Below are 15,993 nucleotides of genomic sequence, written 5' to 3'. Positions count from 1 at the left end.
GCGCATGAGCTCCTCCGAACCTGAGCAGCACAGCACCGCCGCACCGCTCCGGGTGGCCGTGATCGGCTCCGGCCCGGCGGGCGTCTACGCCGCCGACGCCCTGACCCGGCAGCGGCGCGTACCCGTGCGGGTCGACGTCATGGACCGCCTGCCCACGCCCTACGGGCTGGTGCGCTACGGGGTGGCCCCCGACCACACCAAGATCAAGGGCGTGGCCCGGGCGCTGCGCAGGATTCTGGAACACCCCGACGTGCGCTTCGTCGGCGGGGTCGAGTTCGGCGCCGACCTCACCCGCGCCGACCTGGCCCGCACCCACCACGCCGTCGTCTACGCCACCGGCGCCAGCGTCGACCGCCGCATGGACGTGCCGGGGGAGGACCTGCCCGGCAGCGTCGCCGCCACCGACTTCGTCAACTGGTACTGCGGGCACCCCGACACCGCCCTGGAGCGGTTCGTGCTCGACGCCGAGGAGGCCGTCGTGGTCGGGGCGGGCAACGTCGCCCTGGACGTGGTGCGCATCCTCGCCAAGACCGCCGACGAGCTCCGCCACACCGACATCCCCCAGCCGGTCCTGGACGTGCTCGCCGCCAGCCGCGTGCGCACCGTCCACCTGCTGTCGCGGCGCGGCCCCCTCCAGGCCAAGTTCACCGCGCCCGAGCTGCGCGACCTGCTCGCGCTGCCCGGCGCCGACGTCGTCGTGCGACCCGAACAGGTGGACATCGATCCCACCGCCGTGGGCACCGGCTCCCCCGAAACCCGCGACGTCGCCCGGGCCGCCCGCACCAACCTGCGGCTCCTGGCCGAACACGCCGCCCGCGGGCCCCGCGGGCGGGACCGCACCGTGCGGCTGCACTTCTGGGCCCGGCCCGTGGAGGTCCTGGGCGGGGAGGAGGGGCGCGTGAGCGGCGTGCGGGTGGAGGAGACCCGCCTGGACGCCGACGGACGTCTGACCGGGACCGGCCGGACCACCGACCTGCCCGCCGGGATGGTGCTGCGCTCGGTGGGGTACGCGGGCGTCGCGCTGCCCGGGGTGCCCTTCGACACCGAGGGGCGCACCGTCCCCCAGGAGGGCGGGCGCGTCCTGGACGCCGAGGGAGGCGCGGTCCAGGGGGACTATGTGGCCGGATGGATCAAACGGGGCGCCACCGGGGTGATCGGCACCAACAAGTCCGACGCCGCCGCGACCGTGCGCGCCCTGCTGGAGGACGCCGGGGCGCTGCGCGCGGCGGCCCCGGAGCTGGTGCCGCTGGAGACCGTGCTGGACGAGCGCGGGGTGGCCCACAGCGACTACGAGGACTGGTTGCGCATCGACACAGCCGAGGCCGACCAGGCCGTGGAGCTGGACCGGGGCGAGCGGGTCAAGCTCCACGGCTGGGAGGCCTACCGCAGGGTCGTCGGCGGCTGACCGATTCAGGGCCAGCCCTCCCCGGGCCCGCGGCGGAGGCTCAGGCGACCTGGTCGGTGGCGGCGCCGTAGGTGTTGCAGCCCTCCACGGTCGCCTGCGACCAGCCCTGTTCCAGCCAGAACGCCCGGTTGCCCGCGCTGCCGTGCGTGTCCAGGTCGCCTCCGGCGTTGAAGTGCTCGTTGGCCGTGCGCAGCGCCTCCTCGTCGGCGCCGGTGATCCCGCGCAGGCCCACCCCGGCCATGCACTCGGCCTGGAGCTCGGTGCGGCGCAGCGCCTCCAGTTCGGCCTGTTCGTTCTCGGCCTTCCAGGTCATGCCGTGCGCGACGCCCAGGATGCCGGTGGCGTACTGCACGTGGTGGCCGTACTCGTGGCCCATCAGGGCGAGCCAGACCTCCTCGCGCTCGTCCGGGGGGAGCAGGGCGCCCAGGTGGCGCACGTTGGGCAGCACGACGGTGACGCGGCTCAGGTCGCTCTCGTAGTAGGCGAGCGTGTACCCGTCCTCCGGGCTGGCGTCGGGGGGGTCGGGAGAGGTCCGGGTGACGGCGAACTCGGGCAGCTCCACGGACACGCCCAGGTCCTCGAACACCGGCTCCCACAGTCTGTTCAGGCACTCCCCGGAGACGGACGCGAACTCCTCCCAGGACTCGTCGGAGTCCATGTCCAGCTCGGGGACGTCGCAGTCGACCGGTGCGGGCATGGCGACGTCGTAGAGGGGGTGGTCGACGACGTCGACCTCCACCTGGTTGGGCCGCGCCCTGAGGCGGTCGTCGTAGTGGGCGGACAGGTCGACGCCGGTGGGCTGGGGCTCCTCCTGGGGGGTGGTGGCGACGATGAGGATGCTCGCGGCCAGCGCCACGAGGGCGATCGCGGCCGCGCTCGCCGAACCGAGCAGCACGCTCGCGCCACCGCGGCGCGAGGGCCGTCCCGGCGGCTGCGTCCAGGGCGGCGCGGGCGGCTGCCAGCCCGTCCCCGGGTGGGCGGCGGGGTGTCCGCCGGGCGGGAGGGCGAAGGGGTGGGGATGCGTGTGGGCGGCCGGTGCCCGCCAGGGGTGCGGCGCGGGGACGGGGCCGGTGACGGGCGGGCCGTACCCGGCGCCCGGGTGGACGGGGTGGCCGTAGAGGGCGGCGGGGAGAACGGGGCCGTACGGCGCACCGGCCTGTGTCGCCCCCGGGGAGGGAGGAGCGGCGCGGTACGGCGGGGCGCCCGCGCCCGGTCCGGGGCGTGGGGGAGCGGGGTGTCGGGCGGTGTTCCCCGTCCGCTCCGCGTGCGGGGCCGCCGGGGCGGAGGGCGTGCTGTCCGCGCCTGGTCCGGAGTGCGGGGGAGCGGGCATGGGGGGCGTGCCGTCCGCGGTCGGTCCGGGGTGCGGGGCGGTGGGCACGCGGAGTGTGCTGTCCGCGGTCGGTCCGGGGTGCGGGGGAACGGGCGCGGAGGGGGCTCCGTCCCGCCCCTGCTCCGCCTCGCCGTGTTCCCGTCCGTCCGCCCGGGGTCCGGTGGCCTCCTCGGCACCGGGGCCGCAGACGGCGCCTCCGGTACCGGACCGCTCGGGTCTGGGGGTCTCGCCTCCGGGCCGCTCACCGCCGGATGGGTTCTCCACGGGGTCAGTCCTCGCTATCGTGCCGCAGCGTGCCGGGGTGTCGTCTCCGCCTGGAGGGCGAATCCGGCAAGAGTCGCAGAACTCCAGTATGGGGCTTAACCGGACGTACCCATGGTCGTGGGGGCGCTGCTCTCCGGCGGCCGGTAGCGAACCCCCAGGCCCGTCAGCATGTTCTGGAGCTCGGACTCGAAGAGCGGTTCCATGTCGCGCATCACGAAGTCGAGGTGCTCGAACACCTCCATGCACACCACCCCGTACAGGCGTACCCAGCACGTGCTGAGCACCATGACCGCCTCCACCGGGATGTGCGGCGCCGAGAAGCCGCAGGTGTCGGCGAAGGCGCGCAGATCGCGGGCCAGCTCCGGGGTGATGCGGTCCCCGTCGGGCAGCACGAACCTCTCCTCCGACAGAAGCCGGTCGAAGAGGGTGTAGAAGGTCGCCCCGAAGCGCCGCCCGGCCTCCACCGCCGGTGTGACGTCGGTCTCGGGGGCCAGGCGCACGCGCGGACCGAACATCGTGGCGAACTCGGCCCGGTGCCCGATCGCCCAGGCCCGGAAGGCCCGCAGCGAGGTGAGGATGCGCAGGTCGGTGTCCTCGGCGGGCACGCTGGCGTCCGCCGCGGCCACCGCGTCGCCCAGTTCCTGGAACATGTCCGCGGTGATGAGCACCAGCAGCGCGTCGATCCCCGTCACGTAGCGGTACAGCCCCGGCGCGGTCATCCCCATCTCCCGGGCGATGGCGCGCAGGGACACCCCGCCGGACCCGTGCTCGACCAGGTGCCGACGGGCGATCCCCTTGATCTCCGCCAATGTGGCCTCGCGCACACGCTCGCGGCGGCTCGGCCCCCCTGCCACCCGGTCCAGCTGCGGTTTCGCCATCTGTTGCGCTACACCCCGTCTCGGGCGCCCGGTCGGGGCGCCGTGGTCCTCGTCGACGACGTTGACATCGTAACGCCCGCACGCTTTAGTGAACACCGTTAGCAAACACCGTTAACGGACATGGGGTCTGTTTCCTGAAAGGGCGGCGTATGCCGACACAAACGGGGCTTTTCGGTCGGCTGGGACGGGGAGTCCACCGCTGGCGCTGGGCGGTCCTCGCCGCCACCGCGGTCTTCGCCGTCTTCTCCGGGATCTGGGGCTCGGGGCTCTTCTCCGACGTCAGCGAGAGCGGGTTCGAGGATCCCGACTCCGAGTCCGCGCGGGCCACGCGCGTCCTGGAGGAGGAGCTGGGCCACGACGGCGTCGACGTCGTCGCGGTCTACCGCAGCGACGAGATCCGGGTGGACAACCCCACCTTCGCCGCGGCGGTCCAGCGTATCGCCGACGGCATGCCCGAGGACGCGGTCGCCGACTTCGACACCTACCTCGACGAGGACCTCGGCGAGACCGAGCGCGGCATGCTCGTGGCCGAGGACATGGACGCCACCTACATCCCCGTGACCCTCAGCGGGGAGACCCACGCCGATCGCCTCCACCAGTACGAGGAGGTGGCCGAGTACCTGTCCTCCAGCAACCTGGAGGTCCACCTGGGCGGCTCGGTGGCGATCGAGCACGAGCTGGCCGAGAGCGCCGAGAGCGACGTCGTCCGCGCCGAGCTCATCACCCTGCCGATCCTGCTGTTCCTGCTCGTCCTGATCTTCGGCGGCCTCGTCGCGGGCCTGGTCCCGCTCGCCGTCGGCGGCCTGGCCATCCTGGGCTCGCTGACCCTCCTGCGCGCGCTGACCCACGTCACCGAGGTGTCGGTGTTCGCGATCAACGTCGCCACCATCCTGGGCCTGGGGCTGGCGATCGACTACGGACTGTTCATGGTCAGCCGCTTCCGGGAGGAGTTGCGCCGGGGCCGCGGCATCGCCGACGCGGTGAGCCGTACGGTGGACACCGCCGGACGCACCGTGGCCTTCTCCGGCATCACCGTCGGCATCGCCTTCGCTGGCCTGCTCTTCTTCCCCCAGCCCATCCTCAAGTCGATCGGCTGGGGCGGCATCGCCGTCGTGGTCTTCGACCTGCTGGCCGCGCTGGTCTTCCTGCCCGCGCTGATGGCCGCGGTCGGGCACCGCGTCAACCGCCTGAGGCTGCCGCTGCCCCGCCGCACCGTCACCGGAGCCGTGCACGAGGGGGCCTGGTCGCGCCTGGCCCGCGTCGTCATGCGCGGCCCCGCCGTGTCCCTGGTCGCGGTCGGCGGCGTCCTGCTGGTCTTCAGCGCCGGCCTGGCCTCCACCGAACTCGGCTCCACCGACCAGCGCTACCTGCCCGCCGACTCCGGGAGCCGGATCGCCACCGAGGCGCTCTCCGACGACTTCCCCGCGGGCGGCCTGGGCACGCTCGACGTCGCGGTGGTCGGCGGCGCCGACGACGGGGCCCTGGAGGAGTACACCGAGCGCCTGGCGGGCCTGGAGGAGGCCGTGTCGGCGACGGTGGAGCGCACCGGCGAGGACGTCGCCCACGTCGTGGTCGCCTACCGGGGCGCCTCCGACTCCCCGGAGGTCGCCGACCTGGTGCGCGACGTGCGCGCCGAACCGGTTCCGGAGGGGGCGGAGGAGAGCCTGGTCGGCGGCGTGGCCGCCATGCAGCAGGACAACGTGGCGGCGATCGTCGACGCGGCGCCCATGACCGTGGGCTTCGTCGCCACGGCCACCCTGCTCCTGCTCTTCCTCGCCTTCGGTTCGATCGTCCTGCCGGTCAAGGCGGTGCTCATGGGGGCGCTGTCCCTGGGCGCCTCCCTGGGCGTGGTGGTCTGGGGCTTCCAGGAGGGCGCCTTCTCCGGGCTGCTCGGGTTCGAGGCGGTGGGCACCATCGACCCCACCTACCTGGTGCTGATCATCGTCGTGGCCTTCGGCCTGGCGATGGACTACGAGCTGTTCCTGCTCAGCCGGGTGCGCGAGGAGTACCTGCGCACCGGGGACAACACGCGCTCGGTGGCGGCGGGGCTCCAGCACACCGGCCAGATCATCACCAGCGCCGCGATCCTGCTGATGGTGGTGCTCCTGGCCATGGGCACCTCGGACCTGCTCTTCCTGAAGGTCATCGGCATCGGCCTGGCCATCGCGGTCCTGGTGGACGCCACCCTGGTGCGCGCGGTCATGGTGCCCGCCACGATGCGCCTGCTGGGCGGGGCCAACTGGTGGCTGCCCCGGCCGCTGCGCTGGCTGCACGACCGGATCGGGATCTCCGAGGGCGGCGACGAGGACGGGCCCGAACCCGCCGTGGAGCGGGACGGGCGCAGAAGGGTGCACGCGGGGGTGTGACCGCCTGTCGCGCGACCCCGTCCGGGAGCTCCCGGACGGGGTCGTTTCGCTGTCTGCGGTGCCGTGACGCGGCCGTCCGCGGGCGGAGTGCGTCGGGTGCGTGTCGCGGGGCCGTCGGTGTGCCCCGACGCCTGGGTGGCGGCGGTGGCCGACCTGTGCGACCCCGCCTGGCGGACGCGGCCCCGCTGCCCGGGGTCCAGCGGCCCCTCAAACAAATGATATGTGAAACCTATTATCGGCCCTAGTGATTATCTCATGTTTTTACTGTACCGTGGCAACGAGGGAACGCGCGGTGGCGGCCGGGGGACTCCGGTCGCCACCGACGGCCCCGCGCGCCCGCAAACGAAGGGGGTGACACGATGCCCGACGCGCTGACCAGGCTGACCACGCGCGACCCCTGGTGGGTCCTGGCCGTCCCGCTGGCGGCGGTCGGGTCGGCCGCGTGGACGGAGCGGCACGCCCCCACCACCTCCTGACCCTGGAAGGCGGGACCACCATGGCCACGTCCCCGACGACCACCTCACCCCCCGGCCGCCAGGGGGCACCACCGGGAAGGCCCCCGCTCCTGGTCCGGCTCGGCGACGGGCTGGCCCGCCGCCCGGGCCGGGTGATCCTGGCCGGCGTCGCGCTGGTGCTGGTCGCCCTGGCCCTGGCGGCGGGCACCATGGACCGGCTGCTGCTCAGCCGCTTCGAGAGCCCCGGATCGGAGTCGCTGCGCGTCGAACAGCAACTGGAGGAGGGCTTCGGCACCGGCAAGCACCACTTCCTCCTGCTCGTCACCGCCCAGCGGGGCACCGTGGACGACCCCGGGGTCGTCGAGGCCGCCACCGCCCTGGAACGGGATCTGGCCTCACGCGAGGGCGTCGCCGAGACCGCCTCCTACTGGGGGCGCGGCGGGTCCCCGGCGATGCGCTCCGAGGACGGCACCCAGGCGCTGATCACCGTGCGCATGGAGGGCACGGTCACCGAGGCGCGCACCGCGCTCGGCGGGATCTCGCCGGACTTCACCCGCGACGACGAGGTCATCCGGGTCGAGGTCGGCGGCGGCGACGAGGTCTTCCGCCAGGCCGCCGAGCAGGCGCAGGCCGACTTCCTGCTCGCCGAGGCCATCGTCTTCCCGCTGGTGTTCGTGCTCCTGCTCGTCCTCTACCGCAGGATCTCGGTGGCGGCGCTGACCCTGGGCATGGGCCTGCTCTCCGTGGTCACCACGCTCGCCCTGCTGCGCGGGGTCACCTACCTCACCGACGTGTCCACCTTCGCCGCCGACCTCACCCTGGTCATGGGCGTGGGCCTGGGCGTGGACTACAGCCTGTTCGTCATCAACCGCTTCCGCGAGGAGCTGGCCCGGGGCAGGCGGGTCCCCGAGGCGGTCTCCCTGGCCGTCTCCAAGGCCGGGCGCACCGTCCTGTTCAGCGGACTGACGGTCGCGGTGGCCCTGTCCTGCCTGATGCTCTTCCCCTTCCCCTTCCTCCAGTCCTTCGCCTACGCGGGCGTGGGAACCGTGCTGACCTCGGTGTTCGCCGCGCTGGTCATCCTGCCCGCGGCTCTGGCCAAGGTCGGGCACCGGGTCCGGCCCAAGCGCGAGCCCGACCCCGACAGCGGCTGGTGGCACTCCACCGCGCTGCGGATGATGCGCCGCCCGCTGCTGTGGGGCCTGCCCGCGCTCGCGGTGGTCCTGGTGCTGGCGGCGCCCGCGGTGGGGCTCGACTTCGGCCTGCCCGACGCGCGCGTGCTGCCGCAGGGGGCCTCCAGCCGCGACGTGCAGGACCAGATCGGCGCGAACTTCGTCCAGGAGGAGATGGACGCCGTCCAGGTGCTGGTGGACGTACCCGGCAGGGAGGCCGAGGCCGGCGTCATCAGCGCCTACGCCGCCGACCTGTCGCGGGTGGAGGGCGTCTACCAGGTGGACGCGCTCACCGGGCGCTTCAGCGGCGGGGAGCGGACCGACGGGGCCGAACCGCGGGCACAGGAGCGGTTCGGGTCGGCGGAGCGGACGTGGCTGTCCGTGGTGCCCACCGCCGGGGCCCTGGAGGACGTCGAGGACCTCATCGACCGGGTCCGGGACGTGCCCGCGCCCGGTGAGACCCGGATCGGCGGTTACCCGGCCGACCTGACCGATTTCCGCGAGGCCCTGCTGGGGCAGGTGCCGCTGGTGTTCGGCCTCATCCTCGCCATCACCTTCGTCATCCTGTTCCTCATGACCGGGAGCATCCTGCTGCCCGCCAAGGCGATCGTGCTCAACGTGCTCAGCCTCGCGGTGATGTTCGGCGTGATGGTGTGGATCTTCCAGGAGGGGAACCTGTCCGGGCTGCTGGGCTTCACCGCCGACGGCAGCCTGGAGACGACGTTCCCCATCCTGATGTTCTGCATCGCCTTCGGGCTGTCCATGGACTACGAGGTGTTCATGATGTCCCGGATCAAGGAGGAGTACGACCTGACCGGGGACAACACCCGCGCGGTCGCGGCCGGACTCCAGCGCAGCGGCCCCCTGGTCACGGCGGCGGCCGTCATCCTGGCCGCCTCCTTCGCCGCCTACGCCGTCTCCGACGTGCTGTACCTGATGATGCTGGCGGTCGGCATGGCGGTGGTGATCCTGGTGGACGCCACCCTCATCCGCGGCGTGCTGGTACCGGTGTTCATGCGGCTGGCCGGACGGGCCAACTGGTGGGCCCCGGCGCCGCTCAAGCGCGTGCACGCCCGCTTCGGCGTCTCCGAGTGACCCGGGGTTCCGGTGCCGGGGGCGGCGGCCCCCGGCACCGGAACCTCACTCGTACTTGGTCAGCCGGGGGTGTTCGGTGAGCAGGCGGCCCGACAGCTCGTGCAGGAGGGCCACCTCGCTCCCGGACAGGGTGGCGAAGAACTCCGACTCCGCCCGGGCCACCGCGTCGCGGGCCTCCCCCAGCAGCGTCCTCGCCTTGTCCGTGGGCGTCACGATGTAGCGCCTGCGGTCCCTGGGGTTGCGCTCGCGCCTGGCCAGCCCCTGCTCCTCCAGGTCGTCGATCAGCCCCACCATCACGTTCGGATCCACACCCAGCACACGGCTCAGCTCCTTCTGCGAGAGATGGGGCATCGCCTCCGCGGCGGAGAGCACGTGGAACTGCCGGGAGGTGATCTGCTGGGGCCCGAAGACCGCCGAGGTGGTCGCCTGGACCAGTTCGCCCAGCTTGATCAGTCGAAAACCGGTCGTGTGCCACATGGGGGTGTCCCATCCGGGTGCGTTCTCCACGCCTCGGCCCCCTCTCCAGTGCTTCTACTCATCAGATGATCATAGAACTCTATGGTTGGGGTGTGAAACGATACGCAAGTCCACGTCGCACCGCTCCCCGGGCGGAGCAGGTCCGTGGTGACCGGAGCGACCGGTCTCCTCGGCGGCGACATCGTGCGCCTGCTGCCCGGCCCCGGCCAGGAGGTCGTCGCCCTGGCCCGCGGCACCGACCGCGCCTGACGCCTGCCGTCCGACGACCCCCGCCTGCGTCTGGTCGCCGGGCCCACCTCCGCCGGACGGCTCTTCCCGGGCGTGGTCCGGCAGCACGGCATGCTCTCGACGGGCGCGGTGCGGGCCTCCGCGCGCCGCTGAGCACGAGGGACGGGCCCGGCTTCCGGGGGGAAGCCGGGCCCGTCACGGTTCTCAGGTCACTCGGCGAAGAGTTCGTCGATGTGGGTGACGCTGATGGTCCGGTCGAGCCAGGTGTCGAGCTGGTCGTGGTCGCGGCATGCGCTGATGCGCTCGCGTGCCTCCTGTGGTACGTCGACACCGCGCAGGGTGAGCAGACGGAGGATGTCCTCGGCCCTGCTCTCTGCCTTGAGGCTCTCGGTCCAGTCGCTGCTGTACCTGTAGGTCTCCGTCTTCAACAGTTCCTCCAGAAGCCTTTGCCCGTGGCGTCCGAGCAGGAGCAGTGTGTGTTCAGTGTATTTCCTGGCCTCCTCCGGGGCGATGAAGCTCAGGCCGTCATGCAGAGCTCGTAGTACCCGCGGATCACCGTCGCCATGGGTGATCGCTGACAGAACCCCCAAGGCTGCTCTGCGACCGACTTCCTCCGGGTCTGTGATAACCGGAATCTGGTCGGGCCCCACGACGATCGGATGCAGTGTCCATCCGGGGTGGCCCATGGCGATCGGTTCGGCGCACCATGCGGCGGTCGCCCTGTTGGGGCAGACCACCATGAGTGCGACAGGGCACTCCAACCGTGCCCGTAGCGTGGCCAGGTACTCCGGCCACGTGAATCTCTTGCGGTCGGACTCCTTGCGTTGGACCTCCAGCACGATGCCCAAGCGGCTCTCACTGTGCCCGGACAGGGGGTGTGGGCCCCTTAGTTCGAGGACGCCGTCGGCTCTGCGCTCGGTCGGCTGGACATTGCCCAGGTCGCAGGAGGCCCTTTCGACGCTGGTGTACTCGGGGACGGACATGCCCAGATTTCTCAAGAAACCGATGGTCAGTTCGGGTTCCTCGACGAACAGGTCGGTGTAGATCTGGTGTTCAGCGGATATTGCCACGAGGCAGACGTTACACAGGGTTACCAGTAAGTATGTGCGAGTAGTCGTTATGTGGTGACTTTTCGTGTTCGCCCACTTCGGGCAGGGGAAGACGCGGTGCCGAGACGATCCCGCAGGGAGGGCCGAACATGTCCGAGAAGCAGAGCAGACCGCTGGTCCTGCACGTGGGGCACGACGAACTCGTCGTCCGGCGCCGCTACGAGGCCGCGAGCATCGTCAACGACATCCTCATCGCCCTGTGGTTCATCGCCGGAAGCATCATGTTCTTCTCCGAGGCCTGGACCACCGCGGGCACCTGGTGCTTCCTCGTCGGCAGTGTCGAGCTGCTGATCCGCCCGGTGATCCGGCTGGGCAGGCAGCTGCACATCCGGCGCGTGCGCTCCTCCAGCCCCGGCTCGACCGGGGAGGAGTCCTCCCAGGACTTCTGACCCGGACACGCGACGGCGGGCCCGGCATCCGCTGCCGGGCCCGCCGCGGGGTTGCGCGAAGGCTAGAACGCCTTCGGGTCGCCCTCGTGGAACCGCTTGCCGTTCACGGCCTCCGACACCCCGACCCTGTCCAGGTAGGGGGTGATGCCGCCGGTGTGGAACGGCCAGCCCGCACCGGTGATCAGGCACAGGTCGATGTCGGCGGCCTCGGCCACGACGCCCTCGTCCAGCATGATCCGGATCTCCCGGGCCAGCGCGCGCAGCGCCCGGTCCAGGATCTCGCTCTCCTCGGACGGCTTGTCGCCGCCCACGAGCAGCGCGCGGACCTCGGGGTCGATGCTGAAGTCGGGGGCGTAGATCGCCGTCTTGCCCGCCTTCACGATCTCGGCCAGCTCGGCCGAGACCGCGAAGCGCTCGGGGAAGGCCTCGTGCAGGGTCTCGGACACGTGCAGCGCGACCGCCGGGCCCACCAGCTGGAGCAGCAGCAGCGGCGACATCGGCAGGCCCAGGGGCGCCACCGCGCGGTCGGCCGTCTCGGGCTCGGTACCCTCGCCGACGGCGCCCAGGACCTCGCCCATGAACAGGGTGAGCAGGCGGTTGACCACGAACGCCGGGGCGTCCTTGCACAGCACCGCGGTCTTCTTCAGCTTCTTGGCGGTGGCGAAGGCCGTGGCCAGGGCGGCCTCGTCGGTCGCCTCGCCGCGGACGATCTCCAGCAGCGGCAGGACCGCGACCGGGTTGAAGAAGTGGAAGCCCACGACCCGCTCGGGGTGCCGGAGCTTGGACGCCATCTCGGTGATCGACAGCGAGGAGGTGTTGGTGGCCAGGACGGCCTCGGGGGAGACCACGGCCTCCACCTCGGCGAACACCTGCTGCTTGACCTCCATCTTCTCGAACACGGCCTCGATGACGAAGTCGGCGTCGGAGAAGGCGTCCTTGGTCAGCGAGCCGGTCACCAGGGCCTTGAGGTGGTTGGCCTTGTCGTTGTTGACCCGGCCCTTCCTCAGGAGCTTGTCCACCTCGCCGTGCACGTAGGCCACGCCCCTGTCCAGGCGCTCCTGGTCCAGGTCGGTCATGACGACCGGCACGTCCAGGCGGCGGGCGAACAGCAGCGCCAGCTGTCCGGCCATCAGACCGGCGCCGACGACGCCGACCTTGGTGACCTTGCGGGCCAGCGACTTGTCGGGGGCTCCCGCGGGGCGCTTGGCGCGCTTTTGCACCAGGTCGAACGCGTACAGGCCCGCCCTGAGCTCGTCGCTCATGATCAGGTCGGCCAGCGCGTCGTCCTCGGCCGCGAAGCCCTCGTCGCGCGTGCGGGTCTTCGCCTGGGCGACCAGTTCGACCGCGCGGGCCGGGGCCGGGGCGGCGCCGTGCAGTTTGCCCTCGACGGTGAACCGGGCCATGTTGACCGCGTTGTCCCAGGCCTCGCCCTTGTCGACCTCGGGGCGCTCGACCACGACGTCGCCCTTGACGACCCTGGCGGCCCAGCGCAGCGACTCCTCGACGAAGTCGGCGGGCTCGAACATCGCGTCGGCGATGCCCATCTCGAAGGCCTGCGTGCCCTTGAGCACCTTGTTCTGGGCGAGCGGGTTGTCGATGATGACCTTGAGGGCCTTCTCGGCGCCGATCAGGTTCGGCAGCAGGTAGGTGCCGCCCCAGCCGGGTACCAGGCCCAGGAAGGTCTCCGGCAGCGACAGCGCCGGGACGCCCGAGGAGATGGTGCGGTAGGTGCAGTGCAGCGCCACCTCGACGCCGCCGCCCATGGCCGCGCCGTTGACCAGCGCGAAGGTGGGCACGTCCAGCTCGCCGAGCTTGCGGAACACGTCGTGGCCCAGCTTGCCGATGGCGTGCGCCTGCTCGCGGTTCTGGAGGGCGGGGACGCCGGTCAGGTCCGCGCCCACGGCGAAGATGAACGGCTTGCCGGTGACGGCCACGGCCACGATGTCGGTGCGCGCCCTGGCGGCCTCGATCGCCGCGTCCAGGCTGAGCAGTCCGCCGGGGCCGAAGGTGTTGGGCTTGGTGTGGTCGTGCCCGTTGTCCAGGGTGATCAGGACCGCGGTGCCCGCGCCGTAGGGGAGTTCGACGTCGCGGGAGAGGGCGTTGGTGACGACCTCGTCGCTGAACAGTTCCGAAATAGGACTGTGACGCGAAGCGTCTCCGTTGAGGGTGGTGGCGGGCGACGGGTGGGACTGGTCGATGGGCATGCTCACTTGCCCCCCTCGTAGTTGGTGTTCTCCCACAGGACGGTTCCGCCCATGCCCATGCCGACGCACATGGTGGTCAGGCCGTAGCGGACGTCGGGGCGCTCGGCGAACTGGCGCGCGAGCTGCATCATCAGGCGCACACCCGAGGAGGCCAGCGGGTGGCCGAGGGCGATGGCGCCGCCCCAGGGGTTGACGCGGGCGTCGTCGTCGGCGAGGCCGAAGTGCTCCAGGAAGGCCAGCACCTGCACGGCGAAGGCCTCGTTGATCTCGATCAGGCCGATGTCGTCCATCGAGATGCCCTGGCGGGCGAACAGCTTCTCGGTGGCCGGGACCGGGCCCACGCCCATGACCTCGGGCTCCACTCCGGCGAAGGAGAAGTCGACCAGGCGCATCCTGGCGTCCAGCCCCAGTTCCCCGGCCACGTCCTCGGCGGCCAGGATGGCGCCGGTGGCGCCGTCGTTGAGACCGGCGGCGTTGCCGGGCGTCACGTTGCCGTGCGCGCGGAACGGGGTCTTGAGGGAGGCCAGCGTCTCCATGGTGGTGCCGGGCCGGGGCGGCTCGTCCTGGGTGGCCAGGCCGTAGCCCTTCTCCAGGGAGCGGACCAGGACCTCGACCAGGTCGGGCTGGATCCGGCCGTCGGCGTAGGCCTTGGCGACCTTCTCCTGGCTGCGCACCGCGTAGGCGTCGGCCCGCTCCTTGGTGATGGAGGGGTAGCGGTCGTGCAGGTTCTCGGCGGTGTTGCCCATGACCAGCGCGGACGGGTCCACGAGCTTCTCGGAGAGGAAGCGCGGGTTGGGGTCGACGCCCTCGCCCATGGGGTGGCGGCCCATGTGCTCGACTCCGCCCGCGATGACCACGTCGTAGGCGCCGAAGGCGATGCCCGCGCCGGAGGTGGTGACGGCCGTGAGCGCACCGGCGCACATGCGGTCGATGGCGTAGCCGGGGACGCTGCGGGGCAGTCCGGCGAGGATCGCGGCGCTGCGCCCGATCGTCAGGCCCTGGTCGCCGATCTGGGTGGTGGCGGCGATGGCGACCTCGTCGACGCGCTCGGGGGGCAGCCCCGGGTTGCGGCGCATCAGTTCGCGGATCACGCGTACGACGAGGTCGTCGGCGCGCGTCTCGGCGTAGAGGCCCTTGCCTGACTTGCCGAACGGGGTGCGGACCCCGTCGACAAACACGACATCGCGGGCAGTTCGCGGCACGATGGCCCCTCCTTCTCCAAGGGTGGATGGACTCGTCGACCCCCATGCTACTCGTCAGTAACAACTTCTGCGAGCAGTGGAGCCCCCCGACTTCGGTCAGGGGCGGAAGTCAGGGGCGATCTCCGACTTTCGGCGGTGGCACCGCCCGCCCCGCGCGCGGTTTGCCGATCGGACGTTCCACCACGGAACACAGCGAACCACAGCGGGCGGCGCGAAGACGCCGTGCGAGGGCATCGGGGGCCCACGTGTCAGATCCGGGCGTGCGCGACGCCGACCACGCCGCGGCACCGGACGCCGAGCCCAAGGCGTCCCCGCGCCGCCGGGGGGAGTACGCCCGCCCCCACGGGCGGGTGCTCGTCCTGGGCGGGGCGCTCACCTTCCTGGGCGGCCTCACCAGCCTGTCCCAGCCCCTCCTGGCCAAGTAGGTCATCGACGCCCTCGGCGCGGGGGCCCATCCTCGGACCGGTCCTGGCCCTGACCGCCGTCATCCTCGGCGGCGCCCTCATCGGCTCCCTGGGCGCCTTCCTGCTGGAGCGCACCGGCCAGAGCGTCGTGCTCGGCGTGCGCCGGGCCTGGTGGGCCGACTGGTCCGACCGCGCGTGGCCGAGGTCGACCGCCTCAAGCCCGGCGACCCGGTGGCCCGCCTGACCGCGGACACCACCCCGCTGCGCACGGTCGCCACCAGCGGCATCACCGACCTGTTCACCGGCTCGGTGCTCCTGGTGGGCGGCGTCGTGGCCATGGCCGCCCTCGACGGCCTCCTGTTCCTGCTGGCCGCCGCGATGATCGTCATGGTCGGCCCGGTCATGGGCGTGATCCTGCCCCGGATCGGCACCGCCACCCAGGCGGCCCGGGCCGCGCTCGGCGAGATGGGTTCGCGCCTGGAGCGGACCTTCGGCGCCTTCCGCACCGTCAAGGCCTCCTCGGCGGAGGAGGCGGAGACCGCCTGCCTGGACGCCGCCGCGGTCGAGTCCTGGCGCAGGGGCCTGACGATCTCCGGAGGGGAGCGCCAGCGGGTGGCCATCGCCCGCGCCCTGCCGCGCGGCCCCCGGCTGCTGCTCATGGACGAGGCGACCTCCCAACTGGACGCCGCCAACGAGAGGGCCCTCAAGGAGATCATGCTGGACGCGGCCCGCCACACCAACGTCATCGTCGTGGCGCACCGGCCGTCCACGGTCACCAGCACCGACCGGATCGTGGTCATGGACGCCGGACGGGTGCGCGCCGTGGGCACCCACGAGGAGCTGGTGGCCGCCGACGACCTCTACCGCGACCCCGCCGCCGGGCAGCTGCTCACCGCCGAGGCCCCCTGGACACGCCGGGGGGCCGGGGTCGCGCGACCCCGGCCCCTCCGAGGCCGTCTCACCGGATCAGGCGCTCTGCGCGCGCCGCCCTCCCGCCATCGCCCGCGGACCGATCGAC

Annotated in this window: 11 protein-coding genes and 1 pseudogene; 6 read left to right on the top strand and 6 right to left on the bottom strand. The window is 72.1% G+C overall.

The genetic code is table 11. The features are described from left to right. The first annotated feature begins 4 nt into the window (after nt 1-4). Entirely contained in the window at nt 5-1,405 is a 1,401-nt protein-coding gene (locus UIS43_RS07875; RefSeq protein WP_370012911.1) for an FAD-dependent oxidoreductase, read from the top strand. A gap of 40 nt (nt 1,406-1,445) precedes the next feature. Here the strand turns inward: UIS43_RS07875 and UIS43_RS07870 are convergent, their stop codons facing one another. Both UIS43_RS07870 and UIS43_RS07865 read right to left on the bottom strand, forming a co-directional pair. Then, complete coding sequence (locus UIS43_RS07870; protein ID WP_232051679.1) at nt 1,446-2,300, bottom strand: neutral zinc metallopeptidase; 855 nt, start codon at nt 2,298-2,300, stop codon at nt 1,446-1,448. Nucleotides 2,301-3,094: 794 nt separating this feature from the next. Further along, on the bottom strand, nt 3,095-3,877 hold the full coding sequence (locus UIS43_RS07865; RefSeq protein WP_013153863.1) for a TetR/AcrR family transcriptional regulator: 783 nt from the start codon (nt 3,875-3,877) through the stop codon (nt 3,095-3,097). Between the two features lie 149 nt (nt 3,878-4,026). Between UIS43_RS07865 and UIS43_RS07860 the strand changes: the two genes are divergently transcribed. Both UIS43_RS07860 and UIS43_RS07855 read left to right on the top strand, forming a co-directional pair. Further along, complete coding sequence (locus tag UIS43_RS07860; RefSeq protein WP_117198795.1) at nt 4,027-6,243, top strand: MMPL family transporter; 2,217 nt, start codon at nt 4,027-4,029, stop codon at nt 6,241-6,243. 496 nt (nt 6,244-6,739) lie between these two features. Next, nucleotides 6,740-8,962 carry an MMPL family transporter gene (locus UIS43_RS07855; RefSeq protein WP_370012910.1) on the top strand — a complete coding sequence of 741 codons (2,223 nt, stop codon included), beginning with the start codon at nt 6,740-6,742 and terminating at the stop codon, nt 8,960-8,962. A 45-nt stretch (nt 8,963-9,007) separates the two neighbouring features. On the opposite strand, the gene UIS43_RS07850 is transcribed toward UIS43_RS07855, so the two are convergent. Continuing rightward, entirely contained in the window at nt 9,008-9,469 is a 462-nt protein-coding gene (locus UIS43_RS07850; protein WP_013153859.1) for a MarR family winged helix-turn-helix transcriptional regulator, read from the bottom strand. Nucleotides 9,470-9,583: 114 nt separating this feature from the next. Between UIS43_RS07850 and UIS43_RS07845 the strand changes: the two genes are divergently transcribed. Further along, nucleotides 9,584-9,688: an NAD-dependent epimerase/dehydratase family protein gene (locus UIS43_RS07845; RefSeq protein ID WP_013153858.1), complete on the top strand. Its 105-nt coding sequence runs from the start codon at nt 9,584-9,586 to the stop codon at nt 9,686-9,688. 188 nt (nt 9,689-9,876) lie between these two features. On the opposite strand, the gene UIS43_RS07840 is transcribed toward UIS43_RS07845, so the two are convergent. Next, on the bottom strand, nt 9,877-10,737 hold the full coding sequence (locus tag UIS43_RS07840) for a hypothetical protein (RefSeq protein WP_232833036.1): 861 nt from the start codon (nt 10,735-10,737) through the stop codon (nt 9,877-9,879). Between the two features lie 128 nt (nt 10,738-10,865). Here UIS43_RS07840 and UIS43_RS07835 point away from each other — a divergent pair, with 128 nt between their 5' ends. Beyond that, a complete protein-coding gene (locus UIS43_RS07835) occupies nt 10,866-11,165 on the top strand; it encodes a YrhK family protein (protein WP_013153856.1) in 300 nt (99 codons plus the stop codon). Between the two features lie 62 nt (nt 11,166-11,227). Here UIS43_RS07835 and UIS43_RS07830 read toward each other — a convergent pair whose 3' ends face one another. Together UIS43_RS07830 and UIS43_RS07825 are read right to left on the bottom strand one after the other, a co-directional pair. Then, nucleotides 11,228-13,369, bottom strand: coding sequence for a 3-hydroxyacyl-CoA dehydrogenase NAD-binding domain-containing protein (locus UIS43_RS07830; protein ID WP_013153855.1), 2,142 nt, complete (start codon nt 13,367-13,369; stop codon nt 11,228-11,230). A gap of 2 nt (nt 13,370-13,371) precedes the next feature. Beyond that, nucleotides 13,372-14,571, bottom strand: coding sequence for an acetyl-CoA C-acyltransferase (locus UIS43_RS07825; RefSeq protein WP_013153854.1), 1,200 nt, complete (start codon nt 14,569-14,571; stop codon nt 13,372-13,374). Between the two features lie 260 nt (nt 14,572-14,831). Here UIS43_RS07825 and UIS43_RS07820 point away from each other — a divergent pair. Next, nucleotides 14,832-15,881, top strand: a pseudogene (locus tag UIS43_RS07820) (ABC transporter transmembrane domain-containing protein); the annotation flags it as partial. Nucleotides 15,882-15,993: the final 112 nt, after the last annotated feature.

This window comes from Nocardiopsis sp. LDBS0036 (genome assembly GCF_041228755.1).
Taxonomy (GTDB): Bacteria; Actinomycetota; Actinomycetes; order Streptosporangiales; family Streptosporangiaceae; genus Nocardiopsis; species Nocardiopsis dassonvillei.
This window is presented reverse-complemented; position numbering and strand designations above follow the sequence as displayed.